The following is a 24,775-nucleotide window of genomic DNA, read 5'->3' on the forward strand; positions in this document are numbered from 1 at the left end:
TGAGCCGCCATGCGGCTGGTTGTCAAATGGGAGGACATCATGACGACATTCACACTGGGCCGTCGCGCCCTGATCGCAGCTGTGGCCGCAATTGGCCTGACAGGGCCGGCTTTGGCTGATGGCCATCAGGTCGTGGACAGCATTCACTTTCTGATCCCCGGTGGCGCCGGTGGCGGCTGGGACGGAACCGCGCGCGGCACGGGCGAAGCGCTGACAAAAGCCGGCCTTGTCGGCACGGCGTCATACGAAAACATGTCGGGCGGTGGTGGTGGCAAAGCCATTGGATATCTGATTGAAAACGCCGACAGCAACCATGGCACTCTGATGGTGAACTCGACGCCGATCGTGATCCGCTCATTGACCGGCGTATTTCCTCACAACTTCCGCGATCTGACGCTGGTTTCGGGCACTATCGGCGACTATGCCGCGATCGTTGTGGGCAAAGACAGCCCGATCAACTCGATGGCGGATCTGCTTGCCGCTTTTGATGCGGACCCAGGCGGCACAGCGATCGGTGGCGGCTCGGTTCCCGGCGGCATGGACCACCTGGTCGCCGCGATGGTAATGGAAGCAGCGGGCAAGGATGCGCTTGGCGTGAAATACATCCCCTATGATGCGGGCGGCAAAGCCATGGCGGCCCTGCTGTCGGGTGAAATCGCAGCCCTGTCCACCGGCTTTTCGGAAGCGGTCGATCTGGCAAACGCCGGTGAAGTCAAGATTATCGGCGTGACATCCGACGAGCGCGTTGATGCGGCTCCTGACGCGATGACGATGAAGGAACAGGGTATTGATACCACCTTCGTGAACTGGCGCGGCTTCTTCGCGGCCCCCAGTCTGCCCGAGGAAAAACTGGCCGCCTACCAGGAAGCGATTGCCAAGATGTACGACACCCCGGAATGGGAAGAGGTTCGTGCACGCAATGGTTGGGTCAACATCCACAACTCGGGCGCAGATTTCCAGACCTTCCTGGAGCAGCAGGAACAGCAGATCGGCGATCTGATGAAAAAGCTGGGCTTCCTCTAAGTCCGTTTTCGGCAGAGCGGATCCGCCGCTCTGCCTTCCCACGAACAGGAACAGGGAGAGGCTCTCATGGCGCTGGATCGCTGGATCGCGCTCATTCTTCTGGGTGTGTGTTTGACATATGGCTACGCCGCTTGGTTCACGATGGACGGCAGCCTGCCCCCTTTCATGCAGCGAAACCCGATCTGGCCCAGCACCTTCCCCAAAGTGCTGTCGGTTCTGGGTGTCGTCACCACCACGATTATTTTGCTGGGCTTTGAAAAAGCGGAACCAAAGGAAGCCGATATCGATTACCGGCGACTGGGGGAATACCACCTTGATCAAGCGCTTATGTTGCTGGCCTTGATGGTGATTTACGCGCTTTGCCTGCGCCCTGTTGGGTTTCTGATCTCGACCTCGGCCTTTCTGATCCTCGGGTCTTTCATTCTGGGCGAGCGGAAATGGCACGTCATGCTACCCGTCGCGCTGATCGCCACAGGCGCGGTCTGGTATCTGGTTCAGGAAGTTCTTGGCATCTACATGCGCCCATTGCCGGGCATTTTCGGAGGCTGACATGCTCGAAGGACTTCTGATCGGTCTGCAAACGGCGTTTTCAATTCAAAACCTGCTGATGGTGATCGCAGGGTGCCTGATCGGCACGTTCATCGGCATGCTTCCGGGTCTTGGGCCGATGTCGATCATCGCCATCATGATCCCGGTCGCGATTTCCATGGGCGACCCGTCCGCAGCGCTGATCCTGCTGGCCGGAGTGTATTACGGCGCCATCTTTGGCGGTTCGACATCTTCGATCCTTCTCAACGCGCCGGGGGTCGCGGGCACTGTTGCGTCCAGTTTCGACGGCTATCCGATGGCCCGCCAGGGCAAAGCGGGCAAAGCGTTGACTGTTGCAGCTATTGCAAGTTTTGCCGGAGGTACGATCGGGGCGATTTTGTTGATGGTCTTTGCCCCTGCTCTGTCTTCGGTGGCACTGCTGTTCCACTCGGCCGAGTATTTCGCGCTTATGGTCGTGGGCCTGTCGGCAATCGCAGCCTTCGCAGGCACCGGTCAAGTGGCCAAAGCCGTCATCATGACGCTACTTGGGTTGATCATGGCAACGGTCGGCGAAGGTGCTTTGTTCAACCTGCCGCGTTTCACAATGGGTATCATGGATCTGCAATCGGGCTTTGGCTTCATCACGCTTGCCATGGCCATGTTTGCCCTGCCCGAAGCGCTGTTTCTGGTGCTCAAACCAAAGAACCTTCAGGGGGATGACGGCGAGATCAAGGACCTGCGCATCACAGGACGTGAAGCCAAGGCCATCGCGCCGGTGATCGGCCGCCAATCTGTACAGGGCTTCTTCATCGGGGTTCTGCCCGGTGCGGGGGCAACGATTGCCAGCTTCCTCGGCTACGCGGTCGAGCGCAACATTGCCCCGAAAGAGGAACAGGACGAATTCGGCAAAGGGTCAATAAAAGGTCTGGCTGCGCCCGAAACGGCGAACAACGCGGCATGCACCGGTTCTTTCGTGCCGCTGCTGACACTGGGCATTCCCGGGTCCGGCACCACCGCGATCCTGCTTGGCGCACTGATTGCCCTGAACGTGACACCCGGCCCACGGCTGATGCTGGACGAGCCGCAGATATTCTGGGCCGTCATCATGTCAATGTTCATTGGCAACCTTGTTCTGCTGATCCTGAACCTGCCGCTGATCCCATATATCGCAAAGGTTCTCTCGGTTCCGCGCAATTACCTGATCCCCTTCATTTTGTTCTTCACTCTGATGGGGGCCTATATCGGGCAGAACAATGCGACCGAGCTTTTGATACTTGTGGGCTTCGGTGTTTGCGCCACGGCGTTGAAATTTGCCGACTACCCGCTTGCGCCGCTGCTGATCGGTTTCATCCTCGGGGGGATGATGGAGGACAATTTTGCCCGCTCGATGCAGCTCTATGACGGTATTGCTTTCATCTGGGAACGTCCGATGACGTTGGGTCTGCTTGTTGTCGCGGTGCTGCTGGTGTTGTTGCCCAGCTATCGCGCACGCCGCGCGCGTGCCCGGGCCGCAGGGGTTGCCGACGGTGACTGAGCCACTGGCAGGAATACGGGTTCTCGATCTGACGAATGTCCTCGCGGGTCCGTATTGCTGCTATCAACTGGCGCTCATGGGCGCCGAAGTGATCAAGGTCGAACGCCCTGACGGTGGCGACCTTGCCCGCGTTCTGGGTGCTGATCCTGCAAGAAACAGGGCCGGTATGGGCGTCAGCTTTCTGGCGCAGAATGCTGAAAAAAAGTCCATCACGCTCAACATGAAATCAGAACGGGGCAAGGCGCTTCTGAAACGCCTTGTACAGACGGCCGACGTACTGGTAGAGAACTTTCGCCCCGGTGTGATGGATCGGCTTGGACTTGGGTATGGCGTCTTGCGCGATGTGAACCCCAGCCTGATTTACTGTGCCATAAGCGGGTTTGGTCAGAACGGCCCCCGCCGGGGCGATCCGGCCTATGACCAGATCGTGCAGGGTATCAGTGGCGTGATGTCTGTCACCGGCGGTCCGGACACCGCACCCTATCGCGTTGGCTATCCTTTGGCGGACACGATCGGTGGGATGACGGCTGCTTTTGCAGTGTCCGCTGCCCTGAACGCGGATCCTCGCGGGGCCTATCTGGATGTGGCAATGTCCGAAGCCGTGATCTCGACAATGGGTTGGGTCGTGTCGAACTATCTGATCGCCGGCGCCATTCCCGGGGCCCATGGCAACGAAAACACGACGTCAGCGCCATCAGGAACATTTGCAACTGCTGACGCGCCCATCAACATTGCCGCCAACCGCGACGAACAGTGGCAGGCACTGGCCCAGCATCTGGGCCGGCAAGACCTGCTGGCCCACCCGGACTATGAAACGCGCGAAGACCGCAAGCGCAATCGCTACGCCCTGCGCGCGGCGCTGGAGGAGACCTTGCGGACCAGAGCGGCATCAGACTGGGTCAGCGAACTCAACGCGATAGGAGTGCCGGCCGGGCAGGTATTGACCGTGCCCGAGGCGCTTGATGATGAACAGCTTGCCGGTCGTGGCCTGATCGGGTCTTTGCGGGTGCAGGGCGAAGACATGAAACTTGCAGGCAGCCCCATTGTCATGGACGGCGAACGGCAAATGCCCCAAACCGCGCCGCCTGAACTTGGGGCAGACAATAACACGATCTGGTCTGAAATTGGGTTGTCCGGTGCGGAAATTGACGCTTTGAGCAAGGAAGGCATCATATGAGCGATGTGTCCGATTGGTGGACGACTTCCATCATCGATATGGAACCGGGCCGGATCGACCTGCGCGGAGAGCCGATTCAGAGTTTGATCGGACATCTCAGTTTCAGCGAGATGATCTGGTTCATGGTTCGTGGCGACCGACCATCTGGGGCGCAGGCCCGATTGTTCGAGGCCGCGCTGGTCGCCGCCGTGGACCACGGACCTCAGGCCCCTTCCATCGCAACAGCGCGCATGGCCGTGACCTGCGGGCTGCCCCTGAACAACGCGATGGCGAGCGCTGTTAACATGTTGGGGGATATTCACGGCGGGGCTGGCGAGCAAGCGGTTATGCTGTACCATTTCGTGGCGCAACATCCTGGCCGGTTGGATCAAACGCTGGACAAGTGGATCGAGCGTGAAGGAAAGATATTGCCGGGTTTCGGCCATCGGTTCCACACGCCAACGGATCCGCGCGCACCACGTCTGATGGCGTTGGTCCGTGATGCTGTGACGGACGGGGCTTGTGATGGTCAGTTCCTGCAGATCGGGCAGGCGATCGAGGCAGAGTTGGCCCGGCGCAAAGGGAAGCCCGTTCCAATGAACATAGATGGTGCCACCGCGGTGATCTATTCCGAGTTGGGTTTTGCGCCGCCACTGGCACGCGGTTTGTTTTGCCTATCCAGATCTGTTGGCATTCTGGCCCATGCGTGGGAACAGATGCAGCAAGGCGGCCGGAACAAGGGACCGACCCCGCCTGCCTATCGCTGGACCTATGTCGAGACGTAAATCGCTAGGCAGTTCTGAGCCGTGAGCGTTTGGCCAACAGGTCAGCCGCCGCACGGGCAATGACCAGTTCTTCATTGGTTGGGATTGCCATCACCACGACGCGGGACAGATCGGTTGAAATGATCCGGTCATTGTCCGCATTTGCATCAGGATTGAGCTCGATGCCCAGCCATCCCATCCCAGAGCACACCCGGTCACGCACAAGACGTGAGTTTTCTCCGATCCCACCGGTAAACACCAAGGCGTCGATACCGCCGAGAATGGCCGCCATCGCGCCAAGCTCGCGCCGGATACGGAAGGTGAAATAGCTGATCGCCTGTCGGCTTTCGCGTGTGTCCGCCTTTTCTAGGGTACGCATATCGTTGGACAGCCCGGACAGGCCCAAAAGCCCCGACTTTCGGAACAACAGGTCTGAGATTTCGTCAGCGCTCAGCCCTTCCTGGTCCATCAGATACAGGACCACTCCGGGATCAAGTTGACCACAGCGTGACCCCATTGGCAGCCCGTCCAGTGCCGAAAACCCCATGGTCGATCCGACGGAACGCCCTCCGATCATCGCACACATCGATGCACCATTTCCCAGATGGGCCACGACCACGCGCCCTTCGTGCAAAAGCGGCGCTGTCTTTGCCATGTGATCCGAAATGAATTCATAGCTGAGCCCGTGAAAGCCATAACGCCGAACACCTTTGTCGTAATACTCTCGCGGCAAGGCAAAAACGTCATTCTCCCACGGATGATTGCGGTGAAAGGCGGTGTCGAAACAGGCAATCTGAACCGCATTCGGAAAACGTTCCATCGCGGCCCTTGCTCCGGCCAGATTGTGCGGCTGATGCAAAGGCGCGAACGGCGACAGCTTATCCAGCTCTTGAATGGACGCCTTGGTCAATGGCACCGGAGCGTCGATGTCAGGTCCACCATGGACAACACGATGCCCGACCGCAGTCACGTCGCTGTTTGGAAATGAGCGCGCAAGCAGGTTCAAAACCCAGTCCAGCGCTGTGGCGTGATCGCGTATTTCTCCGGCGGTGCCGCTGGCAAGGACACTTCCGTCGGAAGACTTTGCCTTGACAAGCGGCTCTGGCTCTCCAATCCGCTCGACCGCGCCGGTGCACACCATGATCGGATCGTCATCGGTCAGCTCGAACAGACCAAATTTCATGGAAGACGATCCAGCGTTCAGTGTCACGACATGTGTCATGCGGGTGCTCCGGTGCGCGGTAAGGAAAAGACTTCGTGCAGTGCCGCCACCGCACAGGATGCCAACCGGGCTTTGTCGTCATCGGCGCGGCTTGTCAAAATGATCGGAGCTTTGGCCCCCATGACCAGACCGGCCCCTTCTGCATTGGCGATATAGGTCAGTTGCTTGGCCATCATGTTCCCGGCATCCAGATTTGGCACCACCAGAATATCGGTTTTGCCCGCGACATCCGACACAATCCCCTTGGAACGCGCAGCCGCAAGGCTGACGGCATTGTCCATGGCAAGGGGTCCGTCAACAAGCCCGCCCGTGATCTGACCGCGTTCCGCCATTTTCGACAGCAAAGCCGCGTCAACCGAGGATCGGATCGCCGGATTGACGGTTTCGATGGCAGACAGAACACCCGCTCTGGGGTTTTCGATCCCCAGAGACAGGGCCAGGTCGATTGCGTTCTGGACAATATCAATCTTGGTTTCCAGGTCCGGCTCGATATTGATCGCTGCATCCGTCACCAACAAAGGTCTGGGTTGTCCGGGCACGTCCATGACAAAGACATGGGTAAAGCGGCGGCCGGTGCGCAGGCCGTTTTCACGCCTGAGCGCAGCCTTCAGCAATTCATCCGTATGCAGATGCCCTTTCATCAGCGCTTTCGCTCGACCTTCTGCAACCAGATCGACCGCTGCATGGGCCGCATTGACGTGATCGCTCTGCGGTATGATTTCAATCCCATTCAACGACGCTCCGATTTCGGCGGCCGCGTTCGCGATTTTGTCCGGGTCACCGATCAGAATGGGTGTGATGATCGTCTCATGTGCGGCCAGCAGCGCCCCACCCAAGGCGTTGGGCTCTTCCGGGGCCACAACGGCAGTCGGCATGGGCGGCAGCGGGCGCACCTTTTCCAGCATGGCATCAAAGTGACGATGACGTTTCACCACCAGCCCGGGCAGATCCAACTCGGCGAACACCATCTCTTTCTCCGGCGCGATCACGACGGCCTGCCCGCTCACGATCACGGCACCGTCCGATGGGCGCGTAACGACCGTGTCAAAGACAACTTCCCGGTTCGGTCGCTTTTCCAGTACGGTGACTTTGGATACCAGCTCATCACCGGCATGCGCCCTTTCCACAAAATCAAATCGCTGTGATTTATAGAGCGTCCCTGCCCCCGGCAGAACGTTCCCCAAAACGGCCGAGATCAGGGCCCCCACGAACATGGCAGGGGCAACCGCTTCGTTGACGTGGTCGCCATCGCCGTCTTCGCTGGCCAGATGAAGCGGATTGTGGTTACCGGAATTGTTGGCGAACACATAGAAATCATCGACCGAGCACGTGCGGGCCAGCTCGGCAGTATCACCGACCTGAAGCTTGTTGTAAGGCTTGTTGTGGTACTGCATGAACTATCGTTTCCATTTCGATCCGATTGGCGGCGCTGCGAACTCTCTTGCTGATACCCAGTTCAGCGCGCAATGAAAACAACGCATGCCAGCTGCCCGTATCGGTCTGCACGCTATTTCCAGCGGGTAACGCCTTCATGTCGTTACGCCCGGATAATGTGCAGATTGCAGATCAGGCGCGCCGCTTTCCGCCGCCGCCCTGTTTGCGCATCGAAAGCCCGATCCGTTTTCTGGGTCCATCCACCTCGACAACGCGCACTTTCACGACTTGCCCGGCCTTGACGACCTCGTGCGGGTCCTTGACGAAGCGGTCGGCCAACTGGCTGACGTGAACCAGACCGTCCTGATGAACGCCCACATCCACAAAGGCCCCAAAGGCCGCCACGTTTGTCACGGTGCCCTCAAGAACCATTCCGGGCTTCAGATCAGTTATCTCTTCGATGCCATCCGCGAAAGTGGCCGTGACAAAGCTGGGCCGGGGGTCTCGTCCGGGTTTCTCAAGCTCGGCAAAGATATCCAGAACCGTGGGCAGGCCGAAATCTTCGGTTACGAATTGTTGTGCCCGCAAGCCTTTCAAGGCCCTCTCATGGCCCATGATGTGCCTGATATCCCGCCCGCAGGCCGACACGACGCGGCGGGCGACTTCATAGGCTTCGGGGTGCACCGACGACGCATCAAGCGGTTCGGCGCCGTCCCTTATGCGAAGAAACCCGGCGCATTGCTCAAAAGCACGCGGACCCAGACCGGCAACGGACAACAGGTCCTTGCGCGATTGGAACGGCCCGTTCAGATCGCGATGGGCGACGATGGCTTCGGCTTGCGCGGGGCCCAGCCCCGACACGCGCGCAAGCAAAGGTGCAGAGGCCGTGTTCAGGTCAACCCCGACCGCGTTCACGACATCCTCAATCGCGGAATCCAGGGATTGCGACAGGCGGTGCTGGTCAACGTCATGCTGATATTGACCGACGCCGATGGATTTCGGTTCGATTTTGACCAGTTCTGCCAAAGGGTCCTGCAATCGGCGGGCAATGGACACCGCCCCACGCAGCGAAACGTCCAGATCGGGAAACTCTCGTGCTGCCAGTTCCGACGCGGAATAGACCGATGCCCCGGCTTCGGACACTACCACCTTGGTCGGCGCTTTTACCGCCTTGGGGAGCAGAGCCAGCGTATCTGCAACCAACCGTTCGGTTTCCCGGCTCGCTGTTCCGTTTCCGATGGCGATCAGTTCGATCTGATAGGCCGAGATCAGATTCAGGATGGCAGCCTGCGCTCCGCGCAAATCGTTTTTGGGTTGGAAGGGATACAGCGTGTCAGTGGCCACGACCTTGCCCGTTGCGTCAACCACCGCCGCTTTCACGCCGGTGCGGATGCCGGGATCGAGGCCCAAAGTGGCCTTGGCACCCGCCGGAGAAGCAAACAGCAAGTCTTTGAGGTTGCGTGAAAAGACCTGAATTGCCTCGTCCTGTGCCCGACTGCGTAGTTCGGCCATCAGTTCGACCATCATCGACAGCGAAAGCTTGACCCGCCATGTCCACCCGGCAACCTTGCGCAACCAGGCATCACCCGGTCCTTGGCCACGGGTCTGCAAATGCGCGGCCACGATGGATTCGGCCCGGGCTGCCCCGAACTCTGGTTCCGGCGCGATATCAAGTGAAACAATGCCCTCTTTTGACGCCCGCAGCATTGCCAATGCCCTATGCGACGGAACATCCGCCCATCGTTCGGAATGGTCAAAATAATCACTGAACTTGGCGCCTTCCTTTTCTTTCCCGTCGACAACCCTTGCACTGAGCAGCGCCTCGCGCTGCATGAAGGCCCGCAACTCACCCAGCAGAGTCGCATTTTCCGTCAATCGTTCAGTCAGAATGTCCCGCGCGCCGTTCAGCGCGTCACGAGGGGTGGCAACGGCCTCGCTCAGGTATGCCCCGGCCAGTGTTTCCGGGTCCGCATCGCGATCGGCCAGAATGGCTTCGACCAGGGGTTCCAGCCCGTTTTCACGCGCGATCATCGCCTTGGTGCGCCGCTTGGGCTTGTAAGGAAGATAGATGTCTTCCAGCTGTGCCTTGGTTTCTGCCCGAGCTATCGATTTACTCAGATCTTCGGTCAGCTTCCCCTGTTCTTTTATTGACTTCAGGATGGTTTCCCGCCGTGCCTCAAGCTCACGCAGATAGGTCAAACGCTCGGACAGAAGGCGCAATTGAGTGTCGTCCAACCCACCGGTTGCTTCTTTCCGATAGCGGGCGACAAAGGGAACCGTCGCTCCGTCGTCCAATAGATTGATCGCAGCACCGACCTGATCGGGACGTGCATTGATCTCGGTGGCTATGGTGCGGGCGATACGGTCCAAAGGGGCCTCCTGAAACGGCAGTGGAAGGGCTTCTTAACCAGCCGTTTCAGCAAGGGAAAGTCCCTTGTATCGGTCCTTCGAAAGGCATCGGCAAACAGCGACTGTTTTCGCGGCTATTCGACAAGTCTGAGCCATTGAATGAAAACACCAGCCTGCAAGGGCCTCAGCCCCACGGCATCAGCCCGCAATACCCGGTGCGCGCGCTTACATTGTGCGCCATTTGCGCCAGCGTCGTCAGGTCAAAGACCGGCAGTTTCAGGTCTTCTTGAATGCGCTTTGCATAAGGCGGAAGATCTGTGCATTCCAACACCACAGAGCGTATTTCGGGCGTTTCGCGCTTCAGCCTGCGTGCAGTGTCCAGCACTTCGGCCTCGATCAGATCTGTGTCCATTCGGTTGCGCGCGTTGCGCAGGATGACTTCGGCAAACTCACTGGTGTGTTCCAGACCCTGTACGGCCACCGGAACGCCCCCCGCCCCAACGCCTTCAAAATGGCGTTGCGTCAGCGCTGACGAATCCGCTGTAATCACCCCGACCGGTGCGCTGGCCCCGGTCATGTGAAAGGCCAACGGCACCTGTATCAGGCTCGAAGCGAAGACAGGCACCGATACGGCCGCGGCCAGCTCTTTTTGGAACAGGGCGAGAAACCCGCAACTTCCGGTGATGGCGCGCACGCCTTCAGCCTCAAGCCGTTGCGCGCCTTTTATGAAGGGGTTCAGCAGATCAGGCGTCGGATTGTGCAGCAGCGTTGGCACCGTGACGCCATCTATCATCTCGTACAGCACCGGGAACGGCAGGCTGGAAGGGTTCTTGATATGACCGGGAGGTTTCGGAAAATAGCTTTCCAGACACAAAACCCCGATAGCGGCTCCGCAAATATTCTGTCCACCCTGGTAGATCGGCATGATGGGGTAATCCTTCTTCGAAACGGTGGTTGTTGCGCGTCAAAATCGCGACAAGGCGAACGAATCCAATGGCATGTTGAGGCGTTGCCCTGACACCAGGTCAGCCACCAGCTCACCTGTTTTGGGGGCCATCATCAAACCGTAATGGGAATGACCAAAGGCAGTGAACAGGCCCTTGTGCCCCTCAACCGGACCGATCGCAGGCAAGCTGTCGGGAAAAGACGGGCGTCGGCCCATCCAGAACTGTGTATCCGAGGTGTTCAGATCCGGCATCATTGCGCGGGCCTGTGCGGTCAGAAGCGACTGTTTGCGTGGATCCGGCGGCGCGTCGATGCTGCCGAATTCGGCCGTGCCCGCCACACGCAAACCGTCCTGCATCGAACTGGCCACCACCTTGGCGTCCACGTCCATCACCGAGTTTTCCAGGCTGGCAGAAGGGGTCGGGAATTGGACATGGTATCCACGCTCGGCCACCAGTGGCACGGGCAAACCCAAAGGTTTCAGCAACCCGGCAGACCAAACCCCGGCGGCCAGCACGACAGTATCGGCGTGAAGCGCGCCGGCCGGCGAGGTCAAATGCCATTGTCCGTCTTCCATGCGCTTTAGTTCTTTGACTTCTGTCCGCACGAACTCGGCGCCTTGTTGACGGGCCTTGTCGGCCAAAACCGCACCGACCCGGCCAGGAGACATGACCCGCGCCTGTCCCTTGATCAGGATCGCAGCCTTGAAATCTCGGGATAACGCAGGTTCGATCCGGCGCAATTCCGGTCCGTCGATCCGCTCTAGATGTCCGCCTTTTTCCTGCCGGATCAGATATCCCAATTCTTTCAGGTCAGCCTGATCGGGGTTGCGAAACGCGTGGATATAGTTGGAATCAACAATAAGGTCTTCGCGCCCGGTATTTTGCAGATGTCTTCGGTACAGATCTATCGACGGGCGGCACAGCACCTCCATTGCGTCCGAGATATTGCGTACGGATTTCACGCTTGAATTCTTCAGGAACCTCAGGCCCCAGGGTATCATCCTGGGCCAGAACGCAGGTCTGACGGTCAACGCGCTCTTCGGGTCCAACAGCATCCCGGGGATCGTTTTCCAGATACCCGGCGTGGCCTGCGGAATGACCGACCAGGGCGAGACGACACCGGCATTGCCGAACGACGTCTCCTGCCCCGGTTCTCCACGGTCGATCAGACGCACGGCAATACCGCGATCCTGCAACGAGAGCGCACAGCACAGACCGACGATCCCGGCGCCGATGATGGTCACTTGTTCGGGCATGTCAGACCGTTGCTTGAATTCGGTTGCGGGCGATCACCTGTGTGACAATGACAGGAGACGCCACCGCCAATGCGATCAGGTCAGCCGTCAGCGTGGGCGCCACGAAGATAATCCCGGCAATGGCCATCAGGATGCGCGACACGAGGTTGAGTGGCTGCAACCAATACCCCACGACCGCTGCCGAAAGGGCGATGACACCGGCAATACAGCTGGCGGCGGTATAGGTGAATTCCCAAAGATCGAACCCGGTAGAAGACACGAACAGCAAAACCGGCGCATAGACGAACGCCATTGGCGCGATGACCTTGCCCAGTCCCAGCGTAAAGGCGGACAGCCCGGTGCGGAACGGGTTGGAATTCGCAATCGCTGCCGCCGCATAGGCCGACGTACAGACCGGAGGTGTGATCTCGGAGACCACGCCGTAATACAGCACGAACAGATGGCTGGCGATGGGTGGAACCCCCAACTGCGCCAGCGCAGGCTGCGCCACCGAGACGAGCATGATGTACAGCGCCGTGGTCGGGATGCCTGCACCCATCAGAATGCAGACGATGGCAATGAAGACCAGCGAGATGAACAATTGCAGGTCTTCCATCGCAAACAGTTGGAAACTGCCGAACGAGATCATGTTGTAAAGGTCCGCGGCGAGGTTTCCTGCGCCCTGAGTAACCATGAACCCGATGCGGAAACCGATACCGGTTGTGTTGATCACACCAACGACGATACCTACTGCAGCGGCTGCAGCGCCCACGGCCAGAGAGTATTTCACACCCAACTCAACCGCTTGCAGCATCTCGGGCACTTCGATCCGCTTCTGCGGGTTCAGCGTGGCGATTACCGACAATCCGCACAGAATCGCGGTCATGGACAGGTCGAACCCACCGTCGGAGAACTTCCAAAGCACGAAGGCCAAGAACGCCGCTGCGTAGATCAGTGTTGGCGGTTGCTTGATCCGCGACATGCCCGCGATCACCGCCAGAGATATGCCGCAGAAGGCCGACATGAAGGGCGTGTATCCAGTGAACAGAACCACCAGCAGACCGATCAGCGGCACGATATTGGCCCAACCCTCGGCCCAGACGGCCTTGAGCTGCGGCAATTGCTCTTTCGCCAGACCTTGCAGGTTCAGCTTGCGTGCCATCAGATGCACCACGGCAAAGACGCCGACATAGTGCAGGATCGCCGGAAAGATCGCTGCGATCACGATTGTGGTATAGGGCACCTCGAGGAACTCGGCCATGATGAAGGCCGCAGCACCCATGATGGGCGGAGTGATCTGACCACCGGCCGAAGACGCGGCCTCGACCCCGCCTGCAAAGTGACCGGGGTATCCAAGGCGCTTCATGTTGGGAATTGTCAGCGCGCCGGTCGAAACGGTGTTAGCCACCGAAGAGCCCGAGATCGTGCCGAAGAAGGCCGAGGATACCACCGACACTTTGGCCGGACCGCCCGTATAGCGACCCGCCAAAATGGTTGCGTTATCAATGAACAATTGTCCAAGCCCCGTTCGCTGAGCGATCACACCGAACAGGACAAAGTGGAACACGATGGTCGAAACGACCCAAAGCGTCACGCCGTAGATTCCTTCCTGCGGAAAGTACATTGACGATACGAAGGTTTTGAAGTTCACGCCCGGATGTTGCAGCAATCCGGGAAAATAGGGGCCCATCAGCGCGTATGAGATGAATACGCAGATGATCAGCGGCAATACCCAACCAAGCGTGCGGCGCGCAATGTCCAATACCAGAAGGATGATGATGACGCCGAGGATCACATCATAGATGTTTGGGTTGCCCATGCGGAAGGTTTGTTCCTCGATCCCCAGGAACGGGATGCCGCGCCAGGCGAAACCCACGTAAAGTGCGGCGATGATACCAAGCGCCATGAACACCAGATCATAAAGAGGGACGTTGCCGATGCGGAAGCGACTGACTTTGAGAGCATAGAGGCTTTTGGCCCCGACAATCGGGATCGTGGCGTAGACCAGAATGAACAGCAGAGCCAGATAGATGCCCATATGCCAGTGGTCGGCAGGCAGACCGAACCCAGCCGTGAAGAATTCGTAGAATGCAAAGATCAGGGCGACGACACGCAACACCTTGCCTGCCGTGGGCGTGACCTGCCGGACAGCGGCGCCTTCGTCGAACTGTTCTTCGATGGCCGCCAGTTCCTCGGCCGTCAGTTCGTGGTCATCAAGTTTCTGGGTCTCGGACATGATGGCCCCCCGATTTCGCATAATTCCAGAGTGCGGTGCCCCAAGAAGGGGCACCGACGACAGGTTTCAGTCAGGTGTGGTTATTGAAGAAGACCGGCTTCTTTATAGAATTTCTCGGCACCCGGATGCAGCGGAACACCCAGCGCCTCGACGCCGTCGAGCGCAGTGTCAGGCGTGATCTGCTTGCCCTTTGCGTGGCCGTTGTCCAGCAGCTTGCGCGTGTTGTCGTTCCACAGGGCCTTGGTCAGCTGATAGACCAGATCTTCGGACAGATCCGATGAAACAACCAGCATCGCGCTTACCGCGGGGGTCTTGGTTTCGGAATCGATGCCCTCATATACACCGCCCGGGATAGCGGACGGGATATAGGCAGGAATGATCTCGTTGATCTTTGCCAAATCTTCATCGCTGAAGGAATGCAGGTTCATGCCCTTGGTCGAAGACAGCTGCACCATTGCGGCAACCGGCCATCCTGCTGCGTAGAAATAGGCGTCCAGTTGGCCATCGGCCAGACGTTCGGCACTCTGGCTGTTGTTCAACTCGGCCTCATCCATGTTGTCACGGTTGACGCCCCAGGCTTCCAGCATTTGCAACACGGCCACCTGCGTGCCGGAACCAGCCTGAGCAATACCAACGCGCTTGCCTTTGAGATCACTCAGATCGTTGATCGTCTGGCCTGCGGGAAGAACCAGGTGCAGGTCTTCCGGGAACAGGTTTGCGACGATGCGCAGTTTCGGGTGGGGCTTGCCTTCAAACTTGCCCTCACCCAGATACATCGAACGGGTTACATCTGCCGCGGCCAGGCCGGCCTCAAGCTCGCCGTTTTGCACGGCGGCATTGTTGAAGACTGACGCCGTTGTCGACTGTGCAATCGCGATCAACCCGGGCACGCCGCATTGGCCGCCCTCTTCGCAAGGGCGTGAGCCCGGAGGGGCCGAAATTCCGTTGGCGATGGTCCCGCCGATCGGGAAATAAGTGCCGCCTGCACCGCCGGTGCCGATGCGGAAAAAGGTTGGGTCCTGTGCAAGCGCCGGTGCAGCCAATGCACCCGCCAAAGCCAAACCCGTCAGGCATTTCATCAATCTCATCGTAAGCTCCCAGTTGTGGATCATTGGATTCGGTTTGTCCGAATTCTGATCCGTTCAGCCTATGGAGTTTTAGCATAAATACAAATTTGTTATATTTAACAAAACGAAAGTTTCGCTTATATATTAAACATGAACCTTGCTCAATTGACCGTTTTTCGTGAGGTGATGGAAACCGGGTCCATCTCTCAAACCGCAAAGAAGCTGAACAGGACACAACCTGCTATCAGCCTAGCAATCAAGAACCTGGAAAGAAGTCTTGGACTGACCCTGTTCGAACGAAAAGGCCGGCGTCTGATCCCAGTGCCAGAGGCGCACTACCTGCTGGCCGAGACCACCGGAATACTGGACAGATTATCTACGGTTTCCAGCACGATGCACGGGCTTCTTAAAGGAAGTTCAGGCAACCTGAATATTGCAGCAATGCCAGGACCGTCCATTTTTGCCTTCCCGAATTTCATCAGCCGTTCAGTTGGCGGGAATCCGGACATCCGGGTTACGCTGTCGACCCGCAGTTCGCCACAGATAATGGAACTTGCAGGCACTCAGAACATTGATTTCGGGTTTGCAGATTTCGAACACCCGGTCGGAAAGAAACCGCAATTCACGGCAGAGATCATCAGCGGAGACTGCTTTTGCGCAATGGATCGGGACAACCCGTTGGCGCAAGAAAAGGCCGTTACGATTTCAGATCTCGATGATGTGCCAATGGGTGGACTGTATGACACCCACCCTTTTCAGAAGAAAGTGCAACGCGCTTTTCAGATGGTTGCCGCCACTTACAAACCAAGTGTGACGTGCCAGTATTTTCTTCCGCTCATTCCGTTTGTTGGATCGGGGCAGTGCTGCTCGATTGTCGATCCGTTGACTGTTGCGACGGAACGGAAGCTGAATATCTCGCATGGCCGTGTGGTATTCCTGCCTTTCAAGGATCCCCTCAGATACGAATACGCCATCCTGTCGCCGGATCATCGCCCCCCGTCGCAATTGGCGCTGAAAATAAAAGCGGGATGGAAGGCGGAAGTTGTGTCGATGCTGGATCAGACCAACGCCAACCCGCGGACTGAAGACTTCTGAAAGACACCCGGCCGCACTGCGACGCAGACGACAACCGGAAGAACTCAGATGCCGCGCGCAACAGAGGCCTCCAGCGTCGATTTGAGCAGTTGCGGATCTATCGGTTTGTAAAACAGCGGCAGCTTTGCTTGTTTGCATTGCTGGACAAGCTCTTGTGATCGATTGGCTGAGATAATACAGCCGGGCAAATGCCCGAATTCATCCGTCAGGGCGCGCATGGCGTCCGTGCCTGTTTTTCCGTTGTTCAATTGATAGTCGGCGACAACAAAGTCTGGCAGGATGCCTATTTCGCGCAGAAGGCCAATCGCTTCGCTTTCGCTTTCGCACTCCAGAACCTCGACGCCCCAGGATTCGATGGTCATGGTCAACGCGCCGCGCAGGTTTTCATCGTTTTCGATCAACAGGGCGACGGTGTTGCCCAGCACATTCGAGTTCGGTTTTTGTACCACTGAAGAGCAGAGAGAAACCTCTGGATTTGCCCGGGCCAAAGGTATTTCGACCGAAAACCCCGTTCCCTTTCCAACTTCGGAAAACAGCTGGATGGGATGTTGAAGCAACCCGCAGGCCCGCTCGACAATCGCAAGACCCAACCCCATGCCTTCGGCAGCGCTGGCATCCGAATGCAGGCGCTGAAATTCCTGAAACACGATATCTCTTTGGTCTGATGCTATGCCGATGCCCGTGTCCCAGACCTCCAATGCAATTGCGTTCTTGCGATGCCTGACACCAACAAGAACTTTTCCGGCCTCGGTGTACCGGATCGCGTTTGACAGCAGATTCTGCAATATCCGCCGAAGGTAACTGGCATCGCTTGTGACCAGAGCCTTTGTGTCGACAAAACGCAATTTCAGACCTTTGGCCTGGGCGACGGGCTTGAATGCGTCTTCCATCTGCAAGAAAAGCTCGCCCACCGACACCGTGGACAGATGCGCCTTGGCCCGCCCGGAATCCAGCTTTGAGATGTCCAGCAGGGCTTCGAGAATGTGTTCGACACTGTTCAGGGCGCTTTCTGCTTTTGCTGCGACGGTCCGGGCGGTGTCAGTGTCCAAACCGCTGCCCAGTGACGCAACATAGAGTTTTGCAGCAGAAAGAGGTTGCAACAGGTCATGGCTGGCGGCGGCCACAAAACGTGATTTTGACGCGTTCGCCCGTTCAGCCTCGTTCAGCGCATCGGCAAGCTCCATTGTGCGTGACGCCACACGTTGTTCCAAAAGTTCCTTGGCTTCATACAGGGCCTGCGCAGACTTCCGTTCCGCAGTTACATCGGTAAAGGAAATCACAAAGCCCCGGTCTGGCATTTCCTGGGCAAAGACCGACAGGATTTTCGAGCGCCCCCGATGCATCTGGAACTGAAGAGGTCGGCGATAGGTTGGCCGGCTGACCCAATCCAGCAGATCCGCCTCGGTGATGCCTTTCTGAAAGCTGATGTTGTCGCCCAGGCGATTGGACAGGGTTTCAAACCGCGTGCCCATCTGAAACTGCGTGATCGGTATGGCCAAAAGCTCGCTTGCGCGGGTGTTCCACCCGATCATGCGGTGCTTGTTGTCAAAGATGCAGACGCCCTGATCGATATGTTCAAGCGTGGCGCGGATCAGCCGCGCCTTGTCGTCAAGAATGCGATCCCTTTCTTGCCGTTCGATCCGCATGATGTCTGTCACGTCGGTTTGCAGGATCACGGTGCCCCCGTCCGGGGTGCGGTGTTCTGACACTTGCGTCCACCGATTGCCCGAAAGACGAACATTGAACACCACGTGGTCATCTGCGTGACGATCCAGGCGGCTTCTGGCCCAGTCCTCTGGGGTCATTGTCTCTGGTAAGGACAGGAACCCGGATTGGCTGACCAGTTTCACGTAGTCGGCAAAGCGCAAGCCGGGGTTCAGCTGTTCCTGAATGTCGGGCATATGCATCCCGAACCGGCTGTTGCACAGCACCAGTTCTTCGTCACGATTGAACAGGGCAAAGCCTTCCTGCACCGTTTCGATCGCATTTGCCAAATCTGCGCGGGCTGCTTCGGTTTCCTTGTTGGCCTGCGCCAACCTGGCGTTGGAGTCATTCAGAAGTTCAAGCGCGCGCTCAAGGTCATCCGTTCGGGCACGGACCTCTTGTTCAAGCACCGCCGCCCGTTGGAACTGAGCATAAGCCGCGCCAGAGGCATTGGTGGATTCTTCGACCCGCCGCATCAGGGCTTCGGCGATTTTCCTAAGCTTCTCGTTCTGACGATCAAGTGAGTCCGAGGGGTCTGTGAGATGCTCGATCATACCTTACTCCTTCTCGGGCGGGTATATCGCCACGCCGGTCAGGGTCTGGTTCACATGGATCGAATTGAATTGCTCTCCATAGGTCGAGAAACCGACCACGTGATGGCGGGACAGGATGTCAGAGATCGCGTGCGTCTTCTGCCTTTGCTGGGCCTCCAGCCGACGAAGGATGCAGTCACAACCCAAAATGGTGTCGGGTTGCTGCTTCTCGGTCAACAGGCTGATTTCTTCCTGTAGATGTTCAACCATGTCCCGAGGTTCTGCCAGCGTCAGGACCAAGCCTTCGTCGATCGCCGAAAAAAAGACGAGATCGCCATTTCCCGCCACCTGCTGGATCGCGCGGACATGGTGTTGCCCGCCTATTTGCACAACGACCGGATGGGCCGCGAATGTGAATGTGGTGAGCTGTTCGGGGTCTTTGCCGAGAATACGGGCGTATTCGCGGGCAGCGGGTTCGGCATTGATTTCCTGAACGATGCGTTTTGCCGGGTCTGCCTTGGTCACGACCATGCGATGGGCGGTGGGCAGAAGGTGATCGGTTTTGAACACCTTGATCGGACACGGCGTGCGAACCTGCGTGAGTACGGCTGCGTTGCTTCTTGCCTGCCCCTGATACAGAACATATGTGCGCCCGAATTTGGTTCCGTCCCCCGCCGAACCGCCGAACAATGGCACCGGTCCCAGCCCCACAGCCAATTCCGACGTCAGTTCATCTTCTTTTGTCGACAGCCCGTCAATCATCAGGAACGTGAATTCATAGCTCCAGTCGGGTGCGTTCGCCATCATCGCATTTCTGTTGTGGATCATCTCTTTGATGATGCTGTCGGAATCGAATTCGTTCAGATCCGGAACAAGAACCGTGCGTATGTCGAAATGGGATTGCGGCAGGCCGATCGCGACGATCTGATCATCGCAATACCCACTATCCGCCAGCTCTCCGGCGGTGGTGCAACCAACAATCGGGGTCGGCGCAAAGGCGCGTTCGGCATCCGCGATCACCACGGATGCATCGGCGTTCGGGCTGACAAAAAGAATGACAAGCGCAAGTGCGTCATCACCCAACTGGCGTTTGAGTGTCTCGATCGACTGCCCGGTGTCGTGGCGTGCAAAAGCCGTTTTGACGATGCCTGGCGTACGGGCCCGGGCTGTTGCCCACCCGACTGCTTGGTCCATCGTGCCTCCTCCCTAAAAGCGCGACGATGACGTGAGAGTATGACGCTTAGCCTTGGTCTTGCAAGACACTGGCAAAGGACGCTTTCTTGACGATCAGAACCGCCTGCGTGCGGCTTTGAACACCCAGTTTTCGCATTATTGCTGTCACGTGCGCTTTGACCGTCGTTTCCGCAATCGACAAGTCATAGGCGATTTGCTTGTTCAGTTTGCCTTCGCAGATCAGTTGCAGGATGCGCGCCTGCTGATTTGTCAGTGTCGCCAGTCGTTTTACGGCTTCGCCGTGTTCGTCCTCTTCCTCTGTGTCAATCAAAATACAGCCCTCCGGCACGAAAACGTCACCGGCGTGCACTGTCTCGAATGCAGTGCGGAACACGTCGCGCTGACTGTGCTTGGGGACATAGCCTGATGCGCCGGCCTGTATCACCTGGCTGACAACGCGGTTATCCGTCAGCGACGACACCACGATCACCGGTGCGTCCGTGGAAGCCTTCAAGCGGATCAGACCTTCCAGACCGTCCACATCCGGCAAATTGAGATCCAGCATGACCGCATCGGGTTTCAGCCCACTTGCCAGCAGATCCAAGGCGCCCTCCAGCCGGTCTGCCGTATGGACTTCCCGGATCTGAGCCACACTTTGCAAGGTCATCGACAAGGCGTCGCAAAACAATGGATGGTCATCAACGATCAGCACGTTTTCGAAATCATTGCGCGCGGCGGATTCAGCAAGCATTTGGTATAGCCTTTTGCATTCAAATGGTCTCCAGCCTAACCAATCCTAGCAACGAATGAAAACCACGCATACTGGCGGAAGGTCGTATAGCAACGCGCACCCCGGATCAGGATCAGAAGCGTGTGACATGTTCTGTAACTGAACCGGATCAGCTCGCCGTTCTCTTGTCCGGGTTGCAGGCTGCCCGGCGATGCCCGAACATGTCAGGAACGACCAAGTTTCCTCCTCCGCCTTGGTCGCCCACCGCAGTGAATGCACTATCCGTCGTCCAGGATATCAGAACTGCTGGCGACCTGAGCCAATATCAGTCGCGTTTAAATTTTTAGTTACACAGCTATGATGCTGGTGTTTCCAGATTAGCGATGTCGCAGGAAGGGCGTATCGCCGAAATCTTCAAACGTCACGGCCTTACACATTCGCCGCCCGCGCTGCGGTGACTACACCCAAGGTCCTATAGGCAAGGCTGCGAACACCGCGTAGCGTAACAAAAATATACTTGGAGAAGTGAAATGGAACTCAGTGACAGCCGCGTCATCGCCGCGCCGCGATCCAAAGTCTGGGCCTCGCTCTTGTCGGCAGAAGTTCTTAAGGAATGCGTGCCGGGATGTCAGGAGATGACAGGCTCTATCGAAGACGGGTTCGAGGCCACCGTCGTGCAAAAAGTAGGCCCGGTCAAAGCGACGTTCAAAGGCTCTGTGACCCTTTCTGATCTCGTGGAGCTTGAAAGCGTGAAGTTATCGGGTGAAGGTAAGGGGGGAGCCGCCGGATTTGCCAAAGGCGCGGCCGACGTCACCTTGTCGGATGCCCCCGAAGGCACACTGCTGACCTACGCGGTCGATGCACGCGTCGGTGGCAAACTGGCTCAGATGGGGGGGCGCGTGATCGATGGGGTTGCCAGAAAAATGGCCGACCAGTTCTTTGAGAACTTCCAGAATGCGGTCGAACCTCAGGATGCGCCCGAGCCCGAAACCTCGGAAGAAGGCGAGTCCGGGGAAGAAAAGAAAGGTTGGATCAAGCGCGTGTTAGGCGGTTGATCCTTTGGAATTCAGGGAGGAGAAAGTCATGAAAATTTCCATGACCGTGAACGGCAAAGCCGTAAGCGGAGACGTCGAGGGCCGGACATTGTTGTCCGGTTTTCTGCGCGATCACCTGTCTTTGACGGGCACGCATGTGGGGTGCGACACTGCGCAATGCGGCGCTTGCGTGGTGCATGTGAATGGCGAAGCGGTGAAATCGTGCAACATGCTGGCCGCCGAGGCAGATGGGGCTGATGTCGGCACGATCGAAGGTCAGGCCAATTCGGATGGGTCGTTGAACGTGATCCAGCAGGCGTTTCAGGATCACCACGGTCTGCAATGCGGATTCTGCACTCCGGGCATGGTGATGAGCGCCGCCGCGCTGCTGAAAGAGAACCCGCGCCCGACCGAAGCCGAAATCCGGAAGTATCTGGAGGGCAACCTGTGCCGCTGCACCGGGTATCACAACATCGTCAAAGCGATCATGGCCGCATCCGGCCAGGACGTGGGCAGCATCGCTGCGGAATGATGCCGCTGCGGGCGTCGGAAGCACGCCCGTGGGATGAGTGAGGGATGCAACAGCATCCGTTTATGGGAGGAGAACAAGCAATGCCCAAAGACAGTGGCATCGGAGCCAGTTCCAAGCGGCGCGAGGACGTGCGCTTTCTGACCGGAGCAGGCAATTATACCGACGACATCAACGTGCATGGCCAGGCCTATGTGCATTTTCTGCGGTCCGACATCGCGCATGGCCGGATCAAATCCGTGGACACTTCGGCGGCCGAAGGCATGCCGGGCGTGGTCAAGGTGTTTACCGGCAAGGATTTCGAAGGCGTGGGCGGCATGCCCTGCGGCTGGGAAGTCACCGACAAGCACGGCGCGCCCATGCAAGAGCCGCCGCACCCCATTCTGGCGCAAGGCAAAGTGCGTCATGTGGGCGACCCGATTGCGGCCGTTGTGGCCGACAGTCTTGAGCAGGCCCGCGACGCGGCTGAGGCCATCGAGGTGGATATCGAGGAACTGCCCGCGGTGATCGACATGAAGGCAGCCGCGCAGGATGGCGCGACGCTGGTCCATGACGATCTGAAGAACAACATCTGCTATGACTGGCAGCTGGGTGAGGCGGACGACGCCACGGTGAACGAGGTGTTTGCCAACGCCGCGCATGTCACCACGCTGGAACTGGTGAACAACCGTCTGGTCGCCAACCCGATGGAACCGCGCGTGGCCGTGGCGGAATACAGCCGGGGCACCGACGAATACACGCTCTACACCACGTCGCAGAACCCGCATGTGATCCGGCTGCTGATGTGCGCCTTCGTGCTGGGCCTGCCCGAGCACAAGGTCCGAGTCGTGGCGCCGGATGTGGGCGGCGGTTTCGGCACCAAGATTTTCCACTATGCGGAAGAGGCATTCTGTACCTTCGCCGCCAAGGCCTGCAACCGCCCGGTCAAGTGGACGGCCAGCCGGTCCGAGGCGTTCATGTCGGATGCACAGGGCCGCGACCATGTCAGCAAGATCGAGCTGGCGCTGGATGCCGACAACAATTTCGTCGGCCTGCGCACCAACACATACGCCAATCTGGGCGCGTATCTGTCGACCTTTTCCAGCTCGGTCCCGACCTGGCTGCACGGGACGCTCATGGCAGGCAACTACAAGACGCCGGTCATTCAGGTGAACGTGAAGGCGATGTTCACCAATACGGTGCCGGTAGACGCCTATCGCGGCGCAGGCCGCCCCGAGGCGACGTACCAGCTGGAACGTGTGATCGACAAGGCCGCGCGCGAGCTGGGTGTCGATCCGATCGCCCTGCGCCGGCAGAACTTCATCACGCAGTTCCCCTACGACACGCCGGTGGCGCTGACCTATGACACGGGGGATTACAACGGAACCATGGACAAGCTTGAGGCCGCCGCCGATCTGGCAGGTTTTGCAGCGCGGCGCGCGCAAAGTGAAGCCAACGGCAAGCTTCGGGGTTTGGGCATCAACTGCTATATCGAGGCCTGCGGCATCGCGCCTTCCAACATTGTTGGCATGCTCGGGGCCCGAGCGGGTCTTTACGATGCAGCAACGGTTCGGGTAAATGCGACAGGCTCCATCAGCGTCATGGTCGGGGCGCACAGCCACGGGCAGGGGCACGAAACGGCCTTTCCGCAGGTGGTGGCCGACATGATCGGTATCGACGAGTCGATGGTCGAGATCGTGCATGGCGATACCTCTAAAATCCCGTTCGGTATGGGCACATACGGTTCGCGTTCGCTGGCCGTCTGTGGCTCGGCCATGGTCAAAGCGACCGAAAAGGTGATCGACAAGGCCAAGAAGATCGCGGCGCATCTGCTGGAGGCGTCTGAGGCCGATATCGAGCTCAAGGACGGTCAGTTCAGCGTTGCGGGTACTGATAAGTCAGTGGCCTGGGGCGATGTGACCCTGACGGCCTATGTCCCGCACAACTATCCGCTGGAAGTGGAACCCGGGTTGGAGGAAACCGCTTTCTATGATCCGGCCAACTTTACCTTCCCGGCAGGCGCCTATGCCTGCGAGGTCGAGGTCGATCCGGAAACCGGTCAGGTCAGCATCGAGAAATTCACAGCGGCGGATGATTTCGGCAACATCATCAATCCGATGATCGTGGATGGTCAGGTCCATGGCGGTATCGGTCAGGGCATCGGGCAGGCGCTGCTTGAGAACTGTGCCTATGACGAAAACGGCCAGCTGCTGAGTGCGTCCTTCATGGACTATGCGATGCCGCGTGCAGATGACGTGCCATTCTACGGTGTCGATCATTCCAGCCAGACGCCGTGTACGCACAATCCTTTGGGCGTAAAGGGCTGTGGCGAAGCCGGTGCGATCGGGTCGCCACCTGCGGTCGTCAACGCGGTTCTTGACGCGCTGAATTCGGGCGGCAAGGCGGTGGACCATATCGACATGCCGGTCAGCCCGTCGCGCGTTTGGGCGGCGATGAACAGCTGAGTGGAGAGGTTGGTGTGCGAGGGGCCAGCCCCCCGCGCTCCCCCGGATATTTCCTGCCAGATGAAGGGCGGATCCGCGCCTTTCCTTTCCGTAAGGCG

19 protein-coding genes are annotated in these 24,775 nt (G+C 58.3%); 9 read left to right on the forward strand and 10 right to left on the reverse strand.

Annotation, left to right across the window (positions count from 1 at the left end):
• The first annotated feature begins 39 nt into the window (after positions 1-39).
• The 5 genes from ACR0A2_RS13015 (at position 40) to ACR0A2_RS13035 (ending at position 5,026) form a co-directional block, all read left to right on the forward strand.
• A complete protein-coding gene (locus ACR0A2_RS13015) occupies positions 40-1,023 on the forward strand; it encodes a Bug family tripartite tricarboxylate transporter substrate binding protein (protein WP_480835428.1) in 984 nt (327 codons plus the stop codon).
• A gap of 66 nt (positions 1,024-1,089) precedes the next feature.
• Positions 1,090-1,572, forward strand: coding sequence for a tripartite tricarboxylate transporter TctB family protein (locus ACR0A2_RS13020; RefSeq protein ID WP_152460311.1), 483 nt, complete (start codon positions 1,090-1,092; stop codon positions 1,570-1,572).
• A 1-nt stretch (position 1,573) separates the two neighbouring features.
• The gene (locus ACR0A2_RS13025; RefSeq protein WP_171638725.1) at positions 1,574-3,085 is read left to right on the forward strand and encodes a tripartite tricarboxylate transporter permease; all 1,512 of its coding nucleotides are present in this window, start codon (positions 1,574-1,576) and stop codon (positions 3,083-3,085) included.
• Complete coding sequence (locus ACR0A2_RS13030; protein ID WP_480835431.1) at positions 3,078-4,262, forward strand: CaiB/BaiF CoA transferase family protein; 1,185 nt, start codon at positions 3,078-3,080, stop codon at positions 4,260-4,262. The genes ACR0A2_RS13025 and ACR0A2_RS13030 overlap by 8 nt, the downstream gene beginning before the upstream one ends.
• Positions 4,259-5,026 (forward strand): citryl-CoA lyase, encoded by a 768-nt coding sequence (locus ACR0A2_RS13035; RefSeq protein WP_480835433.1) that lies wholly within the window; start codon positions 4,259-4,261, stop codon positions 5,024-5,026. Before ACR0A2_RS13030 ends, ACR0A2_RS13035 begins: the two co-directional genes overlap by 4 nt.
• A 4-nt stretch (positions 5,027-5,030) precedes the next feature.
• Here the strand turns inward: ACR0A2_RS13035 and ACR0A2_RS13040 are convergent, their stop codons facing one another.
• The 7 genes from ACR0A2_RS13040 to ACR0A2_RS13070 form a co-directional block, all read right to left on the reverse strand.
• The gene (locus tag ACR0A2_RS13040) at positions 5,031-6,227 is read right to left on the reverse strand and encodes an acetate/propionate family kinase (RefSeq protein WP_480835435.1); all 1,197 of its coding nucleotides are present in this window, start codon (positions 6,225-6,227) and stop codon (positions 5,031-5,033) included.
• Complete coding sequence (locus ACR0A2_RS13045; protein ID WP_480835437.1) at positions 6,224-7,621, reverse strand: bifunctional enoyl-CoA hydratase/phosphate acetyltransferase; 1,398 nt, start codon at positions 7,619-7,621, stop codon at positions 6,224-6,226. The genes ACR0A2_RS13040 and ACR0A2_RS13045 overlap by 4 nt, the downstream gene beginning before the upstream one ends.
• Before the next feature lie 172 nt (positions 7,622-7,793).
• On the reverse strand, positions 7,794-9,971 hold the full coding sequence (locus ACR0A2_RS13050; RefSeq protein ID WP_480835439.1) for a Tex family protein: 2,178 nt from the start codon (positions 9,969-9,971) through the stop codon (positions 7,794-7,796).
• A 163-nt stretch (positions 9,972-10,134) separates the two neighbouring features.
• Positions 10,135-10,875 carry an aspartate/glutamate racemase family protein gene (locus tag ACR0A2_RS13055; RefSeq protein WP_480835441.1) on the reverse strand — a complete coding sequence of 247 codons (741 nt, stop codon included), beginning with the start codon at positions 10,873-10,875 and terminating at the stop codon, positions 10,135-10,137.
• A 39-nt stretch (positions 10,876-10,914) separates the two neighbouring features.
• Positions 10,915-12,153, reverse strand: coding sequence for an NAD(P)/FAD-dependent oxidoreductase (locus tag ACR0A2_RS13060; RefSeq protein ID WP_480835443.1), 1,239 nt, complete (start codon positions 12,151-12,153; stop codon positions 10,915-10,917).
• A 1-nt stretch (position 12,154) separates the two neighbouring features.
• On the reverse strand, positions 12,155-14,368 hold the full coding sequence (locus tag ACR0A2_RS13065) for a TRAP transporter permease (protein ID WP_480835445.1): 2,214 nt from the start codon (positions 14,366-14,368) through the stop codon (positions 12,155-12,157).
• Positions 14,369-14,448: 80 nt separating this feature from the next.
• Positions 14,449-15,456, reverse strand: a complete 1,008-nt coding sequence (locus ACR0A2_RS13070; protein ID WP_171119318.1) for a TAXI family TRAP transporter solute-binding subunit — start codon at positions 15,454-15,456, stop codon at positions 14,449-14,451.
• Between the two features lie 129 nt (positions 15,457-15,585).
• Between ACR0A2_RS13070 and ACR0A2_RS13075 the strand changes: the two genes are divergently transcribed.
• The gene (locus tag ACR0A2_RS13075; protein WP_152460322.1) at positions 15,586-16,530 is read left to right on the forward strand and encodes a LysR family transcriptional regulator; all 945 of its coding nucleotides are present in this window, start codon (positions 15,586-15,588) and stop codon (positions 16,528-16,530) included.
• A gap of 44 nt (positions 16,531-16,574) precedes the next feature.
• Here ACR0A2_RS13075 and ACR0A2_RS13080 read toward each other — a convergent pair whose 3' ends face one another.
• The 3 genes from ACR0A2_RS13080 to ACR0A2_RS13090 are packed head-to-tail and all read right to left on the reverse strand — an operon-like array spanning position 16,575 to position 20,691.
• Positions 16,575-18,788: a hybrid sensor histidine kinase/response regulator gene (locus tag ACR0A2_RS13080; protein ID WP_480835448.1), complete on the reverse strand. Its 2,214-nt coding sequence runs from the start codon at positions 18,786-18,788 to the stop codon at positions 16,575-16,577.
• 3 nt (positions 18,789-18,791) lie between these two features.
• Positions 18,792-19,961 carry an FIST N-terminal domain-containing protein gene (locus tag ACR0A2_RS13085; protein WP_480835450.1) on the reverse strand — a complete coding sequence of 390 codons (1,170 nt, stop codon included), beginning with the start codon at positions 19,959-19,961 and terminating at the stop codon, positions 18,792-18,794.
• A gap of 46 nt (positions 19,962-20,007) precedes the next feature.
• Positions 20,008-20,691, reverse strand: a complete 684-nt coding sequence (locus ACR0A2_RS13090; RefSeq protein ID WP_480835451.1) for a response regulator — start codon at positions 20,689-20,691, stop codon at positions 20,008-20,010.
• 509 nt (positions 20,692-21,200) lie between these two features.
• Between ACR0A2_RS13090 and ACR0A2_RS13095 the strand changes: the two genes are divergently transcribed.
• From ACR0A2_RS13095 to ACR0A2_RS13105, 3 genes are all read left to right on the forward strand, one after another.
• The gene (locus tag ACR0A2_RS13095; RefSeq protein ID WP_480835453.1) at positions 21,201-21,725 is read left to right on the forward strand and encodes an SRPBCC family protein; all 525 of its coding nucleotides are present in this window, start codon (positions 21,201-21,203) and stop codon (positions 21,723-21,725) included.
• Between the two features lie 28 nt (positions 21,726-21,753).
• Positions 21,754-22,236 carry a (2Fe-2S)-binding protein gene (locus ACR0A2_RS13100; RefSeq protein WP_171205170.1) on the forward strand — a complete coding sequence of 161 codons (483 nt, stop codon included), beginning with the start codon at positions 21,754-21,756 and terminating at the stop codon, positions 22,234-22,236.
• Between the two features lie 80 nt (positions 22,237-22,316).
• Positions 22,317-24,677 carry a xanthine dehydrogenase family protein molybdopterin-binding subunit gene (locus ACR0A2_RS13105; RefSeq protein ID WP_480835455.1) on the forward strand — a complete coding sequence of 787 codons (2,361 nt, stop codon included), beginning with the start codon at positions 22,317-22,319 and terminating at the stop codon, positions 24,675-24,677.
• Positions 24,678-24,775: the final 98 nt, after the last annotated feature.

Source organism: Ruegeria sp. H8 (genome assembly GCF_056532905.1).

Excerpts from the sequence above, each read along its gene's own strand:
- ACR0A2_RS13015 (WP_480835428.1), top strand. The coding sequence starts at position 40 with ATGACGACATTCACACTGGGCCGTCGCGCCCTGATCGCAGCTGTGGCC.
- ACR0A2_RS13020 (WP_152460311.1), top strand. The coding sequence starts at position 1,090 with ATGGCGCTGGATCGCTGGATCGCGCTCATTCTTCTGGGTGTGTGTTTG.
- ACR0A2_RS13025 (WP_171638725.1), top strand. The coding sequence starts at position 1,574 with ATGCTCGAAGGACTTCTGATCGGTCTGCAAACGGCGTTTTCAATTCAA.
- ACR0A2_RS13035 (WP_480835433.1), top strand. The coding sequence starts at position 4,259 with ATGAGCGATGTGTCCGATTGGTGGACGACTTCCATCATCGATATGGAA.
- ACR0A2_RS13040 (WP_480835435.1), bottom strand. The coding sequence starts at position 6,227 with ATGACACATGTCGTGACACTGAACGCTGGATCGTCTTCCATGAAATTT.
- ACR0A2_RS13045 (WP_480835437.1), bottom strand. The coding sequence starts at position 7,621 with ATGCAGTACCACAACAAGCCTTACAACAAGCTTCAGGTCGGTGATACT.
- ACR0A2_RS13055 (WP_480835441.1), bottom strand. The coding sequence starts at position 10,875 with ATGCCGATCTACCAGGGTGGACAGAATATTTGCGGAGCCGCTATCGGG.
- ACR0A2_RS13060 (WP_480835443.1), bottom strand. The coding sequence starts at position 12,153 with ATGCCCGAACAAGTGACCATCATCGGCGCCGGGATCGTCGGTCTGTGC.
- ACR0A2_RS13065 (WP_480835445.1), bottom strand. The coding sequence starts at position 14,368 with ATGTCCGAGACCCAGAAACTTGATGACCACGAACTGACGGCCGAGGAA.
- ACR0A2_RS13070 (WP_171119318.1), bottom strand. The coding sequence starts at position 15,456 with ATGAGATTGATGAAATGCCTGACGGGTTTGGCTTTGGCGGGTGCATTG.
- ACR0A2_RS13075 (WP_152460322.1), top strand. The coding sequence starts at position 15,586 with ATGAACCTTGCTCAATTGACCGTTTTTCGTGAGGTGATGGAAACCGGG.
- ACR0A2_RS13080 (WP_480835448.1), bottom strand. The coding sequence starts at position 18,788 with ATGATCGAGCATCTCACAGACCCCTCGGACTCACTTGATCGTCAGAAC.
- ACR0A2_RS13085 (WP_480835450.1), bottom strand. The coding sequence starts at position 19,961 with ATGGACCAAGCAGTCGGGTGGGCAACAGCCCGGGCCCGTACGCCAGGC.
- ACR0A2_RS13090 (WP_480835451.1), bottom strand. The coding sequence starts at position 20,691 with ATGCTTGCTGAATCCGCCGCGCGCAATGATTTCGAAAACGTGCTGATC.
- ACR0A2_RS13095 (WP_480835453.1), top strand. The coding sequence starts at position 21,201 with ATGGAACTCAGTGACAGCCGCGTCATCGCCGCGCCGCGATCCAAAGTC.
- ACR0A2_RS13100 (WP_171205170.1), top strand. The coding sequence starts at position 21,754 with ATGAAAATTTCCATGACCGTGAACGGCAAAGCCGTAAGCGGAGACGTC.
- ACR0A2_RS13105 (WP_480835455.1), top strand. The coding sequence starts at position 22,317 with ATGCCCAAAGACAGTGGCATCGGAGCCAGTTCCAAGCGGCGCGAGGAC.